Here is a 13,887-nt window from a genome sequence, read left to right as displayed (position 1 = left end):
CCGTCACAGTCCCGGGTGCTCCTTCGCCTGCCGCTCGGCCTCCTTGACCAGTTCGGCGGACGGCACGGGAGCCTCCTCCGGGTGCCGCTGCGCCCATTTCGCGGCGTACGGGCACAGCGGCACGACGGGCACTCCCTCAGCGGCGGCCATCGCGTAGAGCCTTCGCACCAGCGTGCTGCCGATGCCCTTGCCCTCGTGCGCCGGCTCGACGATCGTGTGCACCGGGACCAGCGCGGCGGGGTCGAAGTCCAGCGTGAAGTAGGCGATGTGGCCGACGAACTCGCCGTCCTCGTACGCCTCCAGCCGGCCCTTCTCACGATCGTCACGGAGTTCGGCGTCAGCCATCGTGCTCTCCTCGGTCAGCGGACGTGCCGTCGGTTCGGTTCAGTATCGGACCGCGGGGGCCGGCACGGCGTGCGGGCTGCTTTCCGTGTCGCTCCCGGGGACCGGCCGGGACGGGTCCGAGCCCAGCTCGACGATGCGGTTCCGGCCGTCGACGTGCACCACGCGGGGCACCAGTGCCCGGGCCTCGGCGTCGTCGACCTGCGCATAGCTGATGAGGATGACCAGGTCACCGGGGTGCACGAGATGGGCGGCGGCACCGTTGATGCCGATGACGCCCGATCCGCGCTCTCCTTCGATCACGTACGTCTCGAGCCGGGCGCCGTTGTCGATGTCGACGATGTGGACGAGCTCGCCGGGAAGCAGGTCGGCCGCTTCCATCAGTTCGGCGTCGACGGTGACGGAGCCGACGTAGTGCAGGTCGGCCTGGGTCACGGTGGCCCGGTGGATCTTGGACTTGAACATGGTTCGCATCACGGAGAACTCCTGAAGGACGGCTCCCTGCCTGCTTTGTGCAGGTCAAGGGCGTTGCTCACTGTACACCGACACTCCTCACGCTCGAAGATGCCAAGGAACATCGATCTTTCTTGGGCAAGAAGGTTCCCCACCTGCGCTTCCGCGTAGAATCCGGCTGTTCCGCCATCGCCGTCCCAGGACCCGTTCGAGCACCTGCCTCGGAGTATGCGAGGACTCATGCTGACCAGATGCTGGAGGCGGTCGAGTGGACCCGCCACTGGCTGCCCCACCGTCGCCTGTGGAGCACTCGATCCGGGCAGCTTCGTGGTTCAAACCAAACCAGGCTCCCGACTGTGACCGATCGATCGCGATCGCTACCACCTGGTGGGCAGCTGCGCTCCGGCCGCCTGCCCAGACTGCTACTCCAAGCCGCAAGGCAACTACAAGGAGAGGCAGTGGAAGAACCCGAGTCGCAGAACGTCCCGCTGCACGTCTCGACAACAACCGGCGCACCTGCGAGTGATGACAACAGGATGTTCGTCGAGGTGCAGCGCGCGGATACGAAAGCAACAGCACTGAGTGGAGTAACCGGTGCCCTACTTGCGATCACGGCAGGGACGGCACTGTCCACACCGGTGAACTCGTCGCGCATGCTCAGCGTGGCTGTGGCGCTGGCGGGCGCACTGCTCGGGGCAGCCCTGGTATCTCCACCGATGGCCCTGCGCCCCATCTTCCCGAAGGACGACGGGCTCGTTTGGCGTGGGGAGTTCGTCGGCGAACGCAGCAAAAGCAGGCACTCGTCGGCAGCCCTACCGCCACGTCCGGTGAACTGCACCGAGATACCGGAACGTGAGGCCGCCCTGACCACCCTCGCGCGCCGAAAGTTCCGGGCGGTCAAGGTGGCCGTCGATCTCACCGTGGCCGCAATCAGTGTGGCCGGATACGGTGGAGGTGAGGGTGCCGCGCGATACCGTCGGCAGTTTCGAGCCGCAGATCGTCAAGAAGCGGCAGCGGCGTCTGACCGGCGTCGACGAAATGGTGCTGCGGAGGTGTCCAAGCAGACCATCTCCACCATCAGCGACAACTTCATGGACGGCATGGCCGAATGGCAGAACCGGCCCCTCGACCCCGTCTACCCCGTCCTGTTCGTGGACGCCATCAACGTGAAGATCAGGGTTCTGTCGACGATCTTGTGATCCGGGCGGTCAGGGCTTATCGCGCGAGCAGGACGCGTTTGCGAAGGAGATCGAGACTGGCCCGGCCGAACATCTGGCGCTTGAGCATCTTCAGCCGGTTGACGTTGCCCTCCACGGCGCCGGAACTGTGGGGCAGGGACAGGCCGTTGCGGACAGCGTCGAGATCGCGGCGGAGGTTGCGGGCGAAGGACGCCAGGGGGCCAGGTTGTCCTGCTCGGCGTCGGCGATCCAGCTCTCGAGTCGGTCGCCGTGGCGTCCGGTCATCATCGCGGCGAACTTCCTGACGTGGCCGGTGAGCCGGTCCAGCTCGGGATCACGCTCGCGCAGGCGGTGCAGCTTGTCCGCGTCCTCGTCCCGTACGTGTTCGGGGTGGGTCATGATCCAGGAGGTGACCTCGCGAACCGACGGAGGCTTGGGGCCCGGGGCGGGTGCATGTCCCCGGCCGGTTCGGTAGCGCCGCAGGTGACGTTGGACGGCCAACTCGCCTCCGGGATAGCCAAGTTCTTGGATCTCCCGGTAGAGCTGTGTGGCGTTTCAGACGCCTTCGTTCCAGCGCCGGTGCAGGTAGCCGACGTACGGGTCGACGATATGCGCCCGCTGGAGGCTCTTGGCGACGACATCGTCGGCAGAGCGGGCGCCCACGAGTTTACGGACGGTGGCCTGGTGCAACCCGAGTTTCCGGCCGATCGCCGCCTTCGACATCCCCTGTTCCCACAGCTCGTGGACGGCGGCATGCTGCTCACGCAGCCGAGTCACGATCTTCAGCTCCCGTGGTGGCTGGACCACCTGCGGCTCTGCCTCCGGCTTGTCGGGTGTGTCGGCAGGCCCAGGAGGCGGTTCGGCCAGGCGGTCGCGATGGGCGTTCACTGGCTTCTCGACCGCCTGGCCGAGGTTGGCCCACAGGTGATAGCGGTCGGCGACCTGCTCGGCCTGTGGCGCCCCGAGCCGTGCGCCTTCTCCGTAACCACCCGAGCGGTCCCGGCAGATGACCTTCACCTCGGGGTGATTGCGCAGCCAGGCGGCCAGGTCCTCGCCGTCGCGGCCTTCGAAGAGGTGAAGCGGACGGTGGGTGGCCATGTCGATCAGGATCGTGCCGTAATGGCGGCCCTTGCGGAAGGCGAAGTCGTCCACGCCCAGCACTTCCACGTGACCAGCCTCGGGCTCGGGCAAGGCCCTGACCAGCCGCAGCAGCGTATCCCTGCCCATGCAGATGCCGACCGCGGACGCCAGGCGAGCTCCTGCCCGGCCGGCCAGGGCCAGCCCGATCTGCGTCAACACCGCACGCAGCAGCGGAGTGTGCCGGCTGTGCGGGGTGGTCAGTCCCGCGATCTGCTCGGCGAACGTCACCGCCGTGCAGGCAGGATTCTCACAGCGGAAGCGGCGTATGCATAACTCGATCACGACGCCGAGCCCGCCCACGGCGACATCACGCAGCCGGCGCACATACCGGCCGTGCACCCGTGCCGAGCCCTGACCGCACCGGCAGGCCGCGGTCGTCGCTCGCGCCCGCGTCCTCAGCACCACCTTGTCCGGTCGCCGCTGGACCTCCTCGATCAGCAACGCGGACACGTGCGGAAACAGCTCCAAGAGCACATCACGAGAGCACGCGATGCATGATCGCGAACAGTTGACGCCACCCGCTCAAGCGTCCGGATCACAAGATCGTCGACAGAACCCTGATCTTCACGTTGATGGCGTCCACGAACAGGACGGGGTAGACGGGGTCGAGGGGCCGGTTCTGCCATTCGGCCATGCCGTCCATGAAGTTGTCGGTGATGGTGGAGATGGTCTGCTTGGACACCTCCGCTCCGTAGACCTCGGCGAGATGAGCGGAGATCTCCCCGTGAGTGAGGCCCTTCGCGGACAAGGAGAGCAGCATTTCGTCGACGCCGGTCAGACGCCGCTGCCGCTTCTTGACGATCTGCGGCTCGAAACTGCCGGCGGTATCGCGCGGCACCCTCAGCTCCACCGGGCCGACATCGGTCAGCACGGTCTTCGCCCGGGTCCCGTTGCGGCTGTTGCCGTTGTTCTTTCCGGCCGGATCGTGCTTCTCGTAGCCGACATGGTCGGTGATCTCGCATTCCAAGGCCGACTCCAGCACCCGCTTGGTCAGCATCTGCAACAACCCGCCCTCAGCCGGTCAGTCGCAGGCCCTCGTTCCGTGCCCGGTCCACCAGCATCGCGACGAGCTGCTCGTCCGACGCCGCCGACGGCATCGCGCCACCGGCCGACTCGTCCACGGACTCGTGCCCGATCGTCTCGCTCACTTGTCGTCTCTCCCTTGATCAGCAGATCCGCCGTTGATTAGACACTCCCTGGTCGTGCCTCACGGCCCAGGCGGCTATCTGGGCGCGGGCGGTGAAGCCGAGTTTGGCGAGAATGTGACATACGTGACCGTCGACGGTTCGGGGAGAGATGAGCAGCCGAGCCGCGATCTCCTTGTTCGAAAGCCCCAGGGCTACCAACTTCGCCACATGCTGCTCACGCGCGGTGAGGGGGCCGCTGGCGCGCTTCCGGCCACGCGATCGTGCCCCCTCGCGCCGTCCGCCGACCTCGCCACTCGGTTGTGAGGTGCCGGTATTGAGTGCGTAGTCCACGCCGGACGCCATGTCGAAACGCCTGCCGCGGGCTGTAGCGTCCTCGTAGGAGGTATCGCCGAGGGCGAACCGAGCCCGTGCCTCGAACCGATCGTTGATGTAAACGGCCGCCGCCTCCTGCACGCCGACGAGGTTCCATATCGTGTGGCAGCTTCCCAGTAGTACCGCGCCACGCTCGTACTCCTCCGCGGCAATGGCCGACCAAGCCACCATCAGCAGCGCCAGACAGATGACGGGCACATCGTTGAGGTCCCGCGCGATGGTCAGGGCCTGGCAGGAACGCCGCTCGTCGTCGGCCGCGTCCTGTGTTCCGAGACGGGCCAGTACGGCCAAGATCAGGGCCCGGGAACGGGCCCAGTCGGCCCCGCTCACCTCGCCGAAACGGCGAAGCTCCGCCGCCTCGGCGGCGGCCTGGTCACCCTCGTTAAGCAGCGCATGCGCGCAGCTTGCCACCGCGAGGGCCTGGCAGTGCTCGGGGTGCTGAGCGTACTGTGGGCTGGCCAGCGCCTTCTTGGCTAGCATGACAGCCTCTCGGAGCAGACCGCGGTTCAGGGCCGCCAAGCCACCGGCCGCGTCGGCTGCGGCATTCAGGAAGGGGTCACCGCACTTCTCGGCCAACGCCTTGCACTCACGAAGGGCGTTGACCGCCACCTCCTGGTCGGCCTGCATCCCGGCCAGAAGCCCCGCTACCCGCAGGGCCCTGGCCCGGGCCCGGGTGGATGCCCTCTCCAGTGTCAGGAACCGCTCCAGCCACAGCCGTCCCTCGGTCAGGTGTCCGCAGGCGAACCAGTAGAAGTGCAGGGAGGCCGCCATCGCCAGACCTGTCTGCCCCTCGCCCTGGGTGTCCAGGCAGAACCGGAGAGCGACGCGCAGATTGTCGTGCTCACTGCGCATCCGCCGACTCCACTGGAGCTCATCGGGGCCGAACCATGAAGTCCTCATCTGCTCGGCGAGGCCGAAGAACCAGTCTCGATGCCGCCGGGCCACCGCTTCATGGCCGCCCAGCTCCGCCAGCAGGCCCCGCCCGTACTCGGCGAGGGTTTCCAGCAGCCTGTACTGCACCCGCCCGGCTTGTTCCTCCCACACGAGTACCGACTTGTCCACCAGCCCGGTCACCGCCTCCAGGACCTGGCCGGGCGGTAGGTCGTCCCCGCTGCACACCCCTTCCGCGGCCTCAACGTTGAACCAGCCGGAGAAAACCGAGGCCCGAGCCCATAGCAGCCGCTCGGCTGGGGAACACAGCTCGTAACTCCAGTCCACCACAGCGCGCAGAGAGCGGTGGCGGTCCGGGGCCTGCCGATCCACTGCTACCAGCAGTTGCATCCAGCCGTCGAGTCGCTCGAGGATCTGCTGCACGGATAGGACTCGGGCCCGAATCGCAGCCAACTCAATGGCCAAAGGCAGCCCGTCCAGACGGCGGCACAGCCGGGCCACCGTGGGACAGTTCGCCTCCGTGAGCTGGAAACCGGTGACCGCTGCGGCACGTTCGGCGAACAACGCGAGCCCCGGATACTCCGCAGCGGCCGTCTCGGCCCGCAGCCGCCCGTCCAGGTCAGAGGGCGGAACGGGCAACGCATCAACCCGGTACACCAGCTCCCCGGACACTCCCATTGACTGGCGGCTGGTCGCCAGCACCCGCACCTGCTCGTCGGCCCGGAGTACCGCGTCGGTCAGCGCTGCACAGGCGTCCACCAGATGTTCGCAATTGTCCAGGAGGAGTAGCACCTGTCGCTCATGAAGGAAGTCGGTGACAGCGCCGACCGGATCCTTTCGGGACTGTGCTGCCTCGATGCCCAGGGCCTCTGCCACCGTGTAGGCCACCAGTGCGCCCTCTGCGACCGGAGCAAGGTCAACGAATGCCACACCGGCTGCGAAAGCCTTGCGCACTCGGTCGGCCACCCGCAGGCCGAGCCGGGACTTGCCCACGCCGCCTGGCCCTGTCAGCGTGACCAGACGCCCGGCGGACAGCAGATCCCTGACTTCATCGACATCGCGACGACGACCGACGAAGCTCGTCAGTTCCACGGGAGGACCGGTTCCAAGCCTGCTGCCCCGCTGAACGGTGGCCACACGTGACCGTAGTCACACTCCTCACCGCGAGTCAACGCGAGACGCGCTCGCTCCTCGACCGGAGGGGCGTGGCGCTCGGCGACGGCGATTCCCCTGCCGCGGCTCTCGCCGGCGGGAGGCCCGCAGAGGCATGAGCATGAGAAGCTCGGCTGCGGACAGTGACCGGTCGCGTCTGTAAGTAGCGACGACGCGCCGGGGCTGGATGCCGGGCTCGTCGATACGCCCGCCCTTGCAGGCCAGCAGGATGGCGATCCGCGTCGCGGCGGTCTGCGCATCCTGGCGCGCGCTCGCAGGCCCGGCGGCGGCCAGCTGGCGCAGGCGCACGAATCCATGCGGGTCCCGGGTCTCGGCCATCACAGAAGCGAGATATCGGTGCGAGCGGGTGAGCATCCACGGCAGAGCCGGACGAATGACGTCTCCGCAGATCAGCATGAGCAGCCCAGCGGCCAGGTCCTCCCGGTCATGCGACGGTGAGGGCCCATGCTCGCTCAGCCACCGCTTGGGGATCTCCACCCAGGACGCTCCGGACAACTCCTCGGCTCCCGTGGCCATCCAGCGCTGCTGCCAGGTATCCCCGGGCGACAGCCAGCGCAGCAACTTGATCACCCCGCGGCGGCGTCCCGCTCGGGTGCCGTTCGCCACCGGAAGGAACGGCGCCATCATCAGGTGTCGCAGCGTCTCCTCAGACGACTGCGCGGTCTGGGGCCACCACCGTTGTGACGCCCGAGCCGGGAACTGCTCCCGCAGTCGGCTGTTTCGCGCCTTGGCCTGCTCCGCGCTCGGGTTCGTGATCTCCAACGGCTTGCGCGTCGTGTGCTTGACGACGGCCGTCATGACGAGCGCCCGAACGAGACCTCCGGCGACGCCGGATCGTAGCCTGGTGCTGGCGGCAGTGGCACCGGCTGGATGCTCGTGCGAGCCTGGCGTGAGTGACGCGTCAGCACGCCGGCCACGACCTCGTCCTAGTGCGGCGTCAGATAGACCTCCGTGGCGGACAGGTGAGCGTGTCCGAGCACCCACTGCACGTCGGACAGCGTCAGCTTCGGGTCGCGCACCATGCGGGCGGCCGCGCTGTGCCGCAGGTCATGAAGGGTCCAGTCGGCGCCGAGCGAGGCGTTGACATGCTCGAACATCCGGTGGGCGCAGTGGTAGGTCAGGGGTCGGATCGGATCTCGCCGTGTCCACCACACCGGCTGGGTGCGTTTTCGCACAACCTGGCCTTGTACCTCCTGCTGGTAGAGGCGCAGCCATACGAAAGCGTCCGCAGATGCCGGCACCTGCTGGACCGCCCGCGAGCCCCTGCGCACCACGCTGATCAACTGCTGGCCAGGGTCGACATCGCGCTGACGCATGCCGATCAGTTCCGAAGCCCGCACCCCGGTGGAGATCCAGAAGGCGACCAAGGCGCGGTCGCGGTTGGAGGGCAGCGCCGCGAACAGTTTGTTGAACCATGCTTCCGGAAACGAACGCGGGATGCGCCGCAGCAGGCTCGGCCGATACCGGCCCACGCGCTCAAGCTTCCAGCCGGCCATCGGATTGTGGTGCGCGTGAGCCCGTCCAGAGCGGCGGGCAAGATCCAGCGGGAACGGGTTGAGCAGCGGGCCGGTCCCCGCATCGCGGTGCACGTCGTAGAACCGGCGCAGGACCGTCTCGCTGTGCACGACGATGGCCGGAGCGTCCCCGGATCCGGTCGACGGCTTCCCGGTCACCGGGTTCGCGGCACCGGCTTCCCCTACCGCCCGCGGCCCCTGGGCCGTGACCTTCCTGGGTTTGACAGTCTGCTGGATCCAGCAGCTGAAATCCCGGGGGTTTCCGACGGGTCGCCCGATCCCAGCGAACATCCACGGCCTGCAGGAACCGCCACCACCGCAACAGATCCATCCCGTAGGAGCGAACCGTTGACGGCGCTTGCCCGGCCGCCAGCAACTCCTGGAAGTAGACGGCGACCGGCTCGACGGCCGCTCCGTCGGGATCGATCAGCCGGTACGGCTCGTACCGGTTGCCAGTCTCCATCAGCCGACGCCACTGGGGAAACGCCAGGGCTGCCAAATCTCGTCGGGGAGCATCCTTCATCACGACCGGTGAACGTAGTGCCCAATGATTCCATCCGCCCAGTGAACTGGGCAATCGCCAGGCTTCGTTGATTTAACGGGGCATCCGCTGTCCGATGCTCAGCATCAACCCGAAGATGCTGCCTCGCCTCAACGAGCTGGAGGAAGACCTCCTCGCCCGTAGCAAGCGAGCTGTCGAAGAGGACTGGCGCGGCGAGATTGAAGGTCTCGATCTGACGCCCACCTTCTTGCGAAGCATGCGTGAGTAGGCCCGGCGATTCGACCGGACCAGCCCCGTCTCGCTCGGTCTGCCTGCGCTTCCGCATCAGAAACCCCTGGTCACAGACGGGTGATCCGTAGAGCCGACACCAACAGCACGTCGTCTCCGGGGCACGGCTGCCTCAAGCAGTTGACGAGAAAGACGCGGTCGGGAGTGAATGGCCGTCTCGCGTGGGCGGAGGAAGGAGCAAGGAATGGACCAAGGGCTTGCTGCGGTAATTGCCGGTCTGGCGGTGCCATCGGAGGCGCTGGTGGCGCGGCACTTGGCGCGGTGGCAACCGCACGCGCGATGGCCAGGCAAGTACGCGATCAAGCCACAACAGAGCACGGACAGTGGATTCGTGGCCAGCGGATGGAGGCTTGCCTCACGCTCATGCAGGAGTGGGACGCAGCCCACAGGCGCCTGAAGAACATCTGGACCCAAGCGGAAGACGTCTACTACCAGGACGTGAATCGCATCTTGGAGGGCGATATCGGCGAAATCTACAATTCTTTCTTGGACCAGTTGGAGGAGGCCAACGCGCCCACGACCACGGCGTTCGAGCGCGTCACGATGCTCGGTCCCCGTGACGTTGACAATGCCGCGCTGGAACTTGAGCAAGCGCTGCAACGTCTCCGAGCTGTCGCCAAGAGCCGGCTGTTCCCACTGCCGGAGCGGGCCACGGGCTGGAACTCGGAACCGTGGGACTCGTCCGACCTGGCGGCAGCCGCAGCGCGGCAGGTGTTTGTCGACCGTGTCCGGCGCGTATTGACATCCCCTCCCGCACCAATGCCCCGGGCATGAGTGCAGGTCCGACCGACTAGCAGCCCTCATGCTGCTTGGTGCAGACAAGGTCCAGGACGGATCGGGCCGCTCCGTGCCCGTGCGGGGCGGCGCGGTCCTGGAGATCGTTTTTTGCAGGCGCCCTCATACGACGCGGAGACCATCACGCCCACCTACCCCGGCAGGAGCGGGCAGCCGCTGCCCGGCGTGGACCTCGCCGGCTACCCCGCCCTCCGCGACGCCGTGTTCGGCGGCAGCTTCGAGGGCCGCACCCAAGTCGGCCTCGGCCTCCGGGACCGGCTGCCCTTCCGGGTACTCCAGCTCGACGGCCGGCTCGTGATCGACGTCGCGCACTCCTGGACAGCGCGCCACCCGCGGTGTCAGGGGCCGCCCGGCAAGACCCGGCCGCACCGACTCCTTCGAGTCTGTGAGCCGATACTGCGCTGAGCAGGCTGGGGAAGTTCCCCGGTACCGGACGTACCGGGGGAACTGCCCGCTCTGCGTGACGGACCGCAATCCCCGCCGCCGTCACGTGTGACGGCAGGGATGTCTTGGCCGCGTATGCGGCGTGGCGTTATGGTCCGCCGTACGATCCATCAGCAGGAAGAACCAAGGGACGGTAGGAGTGCCGGAAGAGGGACGGCTCGTCGCCGGCCGCTACAGGTTGACGCGGCGCATCGGCAGCGGCGGCATGGGAACCGTCTGGTGCGCCGAGGACGAACTCCTCGGACGGCGGGTGGCGGTGAAGAAGCTCCGCGTCCCCTCCCACGTCCCCGACGACACGATCCGCATGCTCCACGAGCGCACCCGCCGTGAGGCGCGCAGCGCGGCCACGATCGCCCACCCCCACGTGATCGTGGTGCACGATGTGGTCGAGGACGAGGGCCTGCCGTGCATCGTGATGGAGTACGTCCCCTCGGTCACCCTGGAAGAGGCACTGGCCCAGCGGAACTCCCTCCCCACAGCCGAAGCCGCCCGAATAGGTGTGGCCGTCGTCTCCGCGCTGCGCGCCGCCCATGACATGGGCGTACTGCACCGGGACATCAAGCCGGCGAACATCCTGCTGGGGACGGACGGTCGGATCGTCCTGACCGACTTCGGTATCGCCGCCGTCAGCGGCACCGAGACACTGACCAGGACCGGCGAACTCGTCGGCTCCCTCGCCTACCTCGCCCCGGAGCGTCTGCGCGGCGCTGACGCCGGCGCCGCCGGTGACCTCTGGGCCCTCGGCATCACGTTGTACCGCACGGTCGAAGGCCGCCATCCCTTCGACCGGGAAACGCCGATCGAGACCGCATATGCGGTCGTCAGCGACCCCCACACCCCGCTGGCCGGCAGCCACCCCCTCGCTTCCCTGATCGACGGGCTGTTGACGAAGGAGCCCGAGCAGCGCACCCGCGCGGCCGAGGCGGAGCGGCTGCTGCGCCTCGCGGCGGGGGACGAGGCCGCTCCGCACGGCGCCCTGCCTGCCCGCCCGCACCGGGCGACCAGCACCGCGCGGAGCCGACGCCGCGGTCTCCTGTGGTCCGGTGCGGCGGTCGTTACCGCGTGCGCGGCGACCGCCGCACTGCTATGGCCCAGTGCGCTCCCCGGAAGGGAATCCGCCTCGCCTACCGTCGACCGGGCAGGTACGGCAGCCCCTTCGGCCCCCGACGGCTACCGCCTTGAGACCGTCGGCGGGGCGACCCTGCCGGTGCCCGCGGGCTGGACACGCAACACCCTGGCCGGAGGCGAAGTAGCCTTCGTCGACCCGGCGGGGCTCCTCGGGCTGCGGGTCAAGGCCGACGCGTTCGCGGGCGCCGACCCGCTGGAACACTGGCGTACGACCGAGGAGGAGCAGACGCGGCGGGACAACCCCGGATACGAACGCGTCCGCATGACGGCGAGCACCGTGCACGGCAGACCGGCCGGCTACTGGGAATTCACCTTCAACGGCAAGGTACGCAAATTCCGCGCGGTCGAGGTGGCCTTCGCCGACCCCGCCAACACCCACTACGGCATCTACTTCTCAGCACCGGACGCGGAATGGGACAAGCACCGGCCCGTCTTCGACACAGCCGTCCAGGGCCTACGACTGCCCACCTGAACCGATTCGCCGCCGAGTGTCTGTCAAACGAGGGTGTAGCTGGGGTAGTTGGGGTTAGGGTCTGTGGCGAAAGTTGATCTTCATCATTCATGATCACGTCCTGTGGGACGTGGGGATCTGACGAACGACCAGTGGGCCGGACTTGAGCTGCTGCTGCCGCGAGGCATCAAGTCGGGCCGGCCGCCGGTGTGGACGCGACGGCAGTTGATAGACGGCATACGGTGGCGGACGCGGACGGGCGCCCCCTGGCGCGACGTGCCGGATCGCTACGGGCCGTGGGACCGGGTCTATGACCTGTTCCGCCGGTGGCAGCGGGATGGCACCTGGGGCCGGATCGTCACCCAGCTCCAAGCCGAGGTCGATGCCAAGGGCCTGATCACCTGGGACGTGAACGTCGACTCCACCGTCTGCCGGGCCCACCAGCACGCGGCGGGGGCGGCGAAATGGGGGACCTGCAGAAGGAACCGCCCGGCGGGATCACGGTCGAGCCGGCCGATCACGGACTCGGACGCTCCCGGGGCGGCCTGACCAGCAAGATTCACCTCGCGGTCGAGCAGGGACAGAAGCCGTTGTCGGTGGTGATCACCGCCGGGCATCGGGGCGATTCACCTCAGTTCGAGCCGGTCCTGGAAGCAATCCGGGTGCCCAGGCTCGGCCCAGGGCGGCCCCGCAGTAGGCCGGATCGCGTGCGGGCCGACAAGGCGTACGACTCCCGCAAAAACCGCTCCTACCTGCGCAGACGCGGTATCAGGGCGACGGTCCCGGTCGCAGCGCGGTGCGCAGCAGCTCCGGGAGGCGCCCTCCCAGACCTCGCGGATGTAGGGACTGATCAAGCGCCGCAGCACGGGCCACTGCTCGGCGAGCAGCCGGTGGTGCAGGAGGGTCACCAGGTCCTCGCGCAGTCCTTCGGCGAGGACGGTCCGGTAGAGCGTCATGCGGGACTTCGGACGGTCCAGGCTGTAGCTGGTCCGCCCGGACCAGACGATGTGGAGCGGCAGGTCCACGTTGCCCTCGATGGGGCCGGCCAGCTCCTGCAAGCGCTTGGGCAGTCGGCTGCGGTAGCGGTTCCGTAGCACCTCGGCGCGGGGCGCGGTGATCGTCGTGTCCATGCATCCAGTATCGCTGCTGGGAGGCGGCGGCATGGCGGATACGGGGGTCCCCCTGTTGTACGTACGTCGGGCGGATACCCGCCCTTCCCCCGGACATCTCACCCAGTGGGCGCAGCGCATCATCGCCTACCCGTGCAGGCCCCCAGGTGGCGCGGCAACCGGCTGTCCTGCAGCCCCGGGACCAGCCCCGCTCGCGGGCGCGGGTGATCATGACGCAGCAGGTTACGCGGAGGGCCGCCGCAGTGGAGTCGGCTGCGGCGTCGGTCTCGGTGTCGGAAAGGACGACGTTGCCGAAGCCGAGGACCATGGCCGGCGCATTGGACCAGAAGGACGCCGGGGCGGGCGAGGTCGCGGCAGCGGCCGGAGGACGCAGGCGACATCCACAGGGCACGCTGCTCCGGCCTCGAAGGCAACCCACTCGCTCAGAACCCATGCCGCCGACGAGTTGTCGAGTAACGCAGTGAGCGTCCCAAGCGGGAGCCAGGCGCATGTGTCCAGATTCCCGTCATGGCGGCCACCTGGTCCGCAAGCTGGGACGCTCCCGCGCCCGATGCTGACCGTTTGCTGACCCGAGCGGGGCCATCAAGCCTCTGACGCGTAAATAGGTGCGGGTCAGGGGCTGTTTGGGCAGGGCTGGGTGCCCGGTGGTCGTCGGGGCCGCCGGGCACTTGGTCTGTGAGCGGTCAGGCTGCGCCTTCGATCGGGTTGAGGGTGACGCTGTAGCCGAGCTGGTTGAGGGCGGTGATCGCGCGGCGGGTGGCGCGTTCGGGGTCGCGCTGGGTGAAGCAGGTGCCGCCGAGTTCGTGGTAGGGGACGTTGTCGGTGAGCATGTGCCAGATCGCCGTGATGATCGAGTGCTCGACGGCGACCAGGGCCTTCATCGGCCCGCGGCGGGCGGTCAGCCGCTTGTAGCGGGCCTGCAGGTAGGTGTCCTTGGT

12 protein-coding genes and 5 pseudogenes are annotated in these 13,887 nt (G+C 68.0%); 7 read left to right on the top strand and 10 right to left on the bottom strand.

Going from position 1 to position 13,887, the window contains the following annotated elements; all coding sequences use genetic code 11:
* Nucleotides 1-3 precede the first annotated feature (3 nt).
* Nucleotides 4-345 carry a GNAT family N-acetyltransferase gene (locus AB0J10_RS31445; RefSeq protein WP_363066459.1) on the bottom strand — a complete coding sequence of 114 codons (342 nt, stop codon included), beginning with the start codon at nucleotides 343-345 and terminating at the stop codon, nucleotides 4-6.
* A 39-nt stretch (nucleotides 346-384) separates the two neighbouring features.
* Complete coding sequence (panD, locus tag AB0J10_RS31440) at nucleotides 385-819, bottom strand: aspartate 1-decarboxylase (RefSeq protein ID WP_360588295.1); 435 nt, start codon at nucleotides 817-819, stop codon at nucleotides 385-387.
* 924 nt (nucleotides 820-1,743) lie between these two features.
* Between panD and AB0J10_RS31435 the strand changes: the two are divergent.
* Nucleotides 1,744-1,973 (top strand): annotated as a pseudogene (locus tag AB0J10_RS31435) (transposase); the annotation flags it as partial.
* A 111-nt stretch (nucleotides 1,974-2,084) separates the two neighbouring features.
* Here the strand turns inward: AB0J10_RS31435 and AB0J10_RS31430 are convergent.
* The 6 genes and pseudogenes from AB0J10_RS31430 to AB0J10_RS31405 form a co-directional block, all read right to left on the bottom strand.
* A complete protein-coding gene (locus AB0J10_RS31430; RefSeq protein ID WP_363066457.1) occupies nucleotides 2,085-2,372 on the bottom strand; it encodes a hypothetical protein in 288 nt (95 codons plus the stop codon).
* Nucleotides 2,373-2,528: 156 nt separating this feature from the next.
* Nucleotides 2,529-3,581: an ISL3 family transposase gene (locus tag AB0J10_RS31425; RefSeq protein ID WP_363066455.1), complete on the bottom strand. Its 1,053-nt coding sequence runs from the start codon at nucleotides 3,579-3,581 to the stop codon at nucleotides 2,529-2,531.
* Between the two features lie 88 nt (nucleotides 3,582-3,669).
* Nucleotides 3,670-4,210 (bottom strand): annotated as a pseudogene (locus AB0J10_RS31420) (transposase); the annotation flags it as partial.
* Nucleotides 4,211-4,279: 69 nt separating this feature from the next.
* Nucleotides 4,280-6,616, bottom strand: a complete 2,337-nt coding sequence (locus tag AB0J10_RS31415) for a LuxR C-terminal-related transcriptional regulator (RefSeq protein ID WP_363066453.1) — start codon at nucleotides 6,614-6,616, stop codon at nucleotides 4,280-4,282.
* Between the two features lie 66 nt (nucleotides 6,617-6,682).
* Nucleotides 6,683-7,495 (bottom strand): hypothetical protein, encoded by an 813-nt coding sequence (locus AB0J10_RS31410; RefSeq protein WP_363066451.1) that lies wholly within the window; start codon nucleotides 7,493-7,495, stop codon nucleotides 6,683-6,685.
* A 128-nt stretch (nucleotides 7,496-7,623) separates the two neighbouring features.
* Complete coding sequence (locus tag AB0J10_RS31405) at nucleotides 7,624-8,322, bottom strand: site-specific integrase (protein ID WP_363066449.1); 699 nt, start codon at nucleotides 8,320-8,322, stop codon at nucleotides 7,624-7,626.
* A 506-nt stretch (nucleotides 8,323-8,828) separates the two neighbouring features.
* Here AB0J10_RS31405 and AB0J10_RS31400 point away from each other — a divergent pair.
* The 6 genes and pseudogenes from AB0J10_RS31400 to AB0J10_RS31375 form a co-directional block, all read left to right on the top strand.
* Entirely contained in the window at nucleotides 8,829-8,981 is a 153-nt protein-coding gene (locus tag AB0J10_RS31400; protein ID WP_363066447.1) for a hypothetical protein, read from the top strand.
* 383 nt (nucleotides 8,982-9,364) lie between these two features.
* Nucleotides 9,365-9,775: a hypothetical protein gene (locus AB0J10_RS31395; RefSeq protein WP_363066445.1), complete on the top strand. Its 411-nt coding sequence runs from the start codon at nucleotides 9,365-9,367 to the stop codon at nucleotides 9,773-9,775.
* A 52-nt stretch (nucleotides 9,776-9,827) separates the two neighbouring features.
* Nucleotides 9,828-10,120, top strand: a pseudogene (locus AB0J10_RS31390) (hypothetical protein); the annotation flags it as partial.
* 259 nt (nucleotides 10,121-10,379) lie between these two features.
* Nucleotides 10,380-11,840: a serine/threonine-protein kinase gene (locus tag AB0J10_RS31385; protein WP_363066443.1), complete on the top strand. Its 1,461-nt coding sequence runs from the start codon at nucleotides 10,380-10,382 to the stop codon at nucleotides 11,838-11,840.
* A 102-nt stretch (nucleotides 11,841-11,942) separates the two neighbouring features.
* The gene (locus tag AB0J10_RS31380; RefSeq protein WP_363066441.1) at nucleotides 11,943-12,368 is read left to right on the top strand and encodes a transposase; all 426 of its coding nucleotides are present in this window, start codon (nucleotides 11,943-11,945) and stop codon (nucleotides 12,366-12,368) included.
* Nucleotides 12,284-12,547 (top strand): annotated as a pseudogene (locus AB0J10_RS31375) (transposase); the annotation flags it as partial. The gene AB0J10_RS31380 and the pseudogene AB0J10_RS31375, both read left to right, overlap by 85 nt.
* Here the strand turns inward: AB0J10_RS31375 and AB0J10_RS31370 are convergent.
* Both AB0J10_RS31370 and AB0J10_RS31365 read right to left on the bottom strand, forming a co-directional pair.
* Nucleotides 12,446-12,949, bottom strand: a complete 504-nt coding sequence (locus AB0J10_RS31370) for a hypothetical protein (protein ID WP_363066439.1) — start codon at nucleotides 12,947-12,949, stop codon at nucleotides 12,446-12,448. The pseudogene AB0J10_RS31375 and the gene AB0J10_RS31370 overlap by 102 nt on opposite strands.
* Nucleotides 12,950-13,632: 683 nt before the next feature.
* Nucleotides 13,633-13,887: pseudogene (locus tag AB0J10_RS31365) on the bottom strand (IS110 family transposase); the annotation flags it as partial.

The organism is Streptomyces sp. NPDC049887, from assembly GCF_040656535.1.
GTDB lineage: Bacteria > Actinomycetota > Actinomycetes > Streptomycetales > Streptomycetaceae > Streptomyces.
The sequence above is the reverse complement of the archived record's forward strand: the minus strand, read 5'-3'. Positions and strand labels throughout refer to the sequence as shown.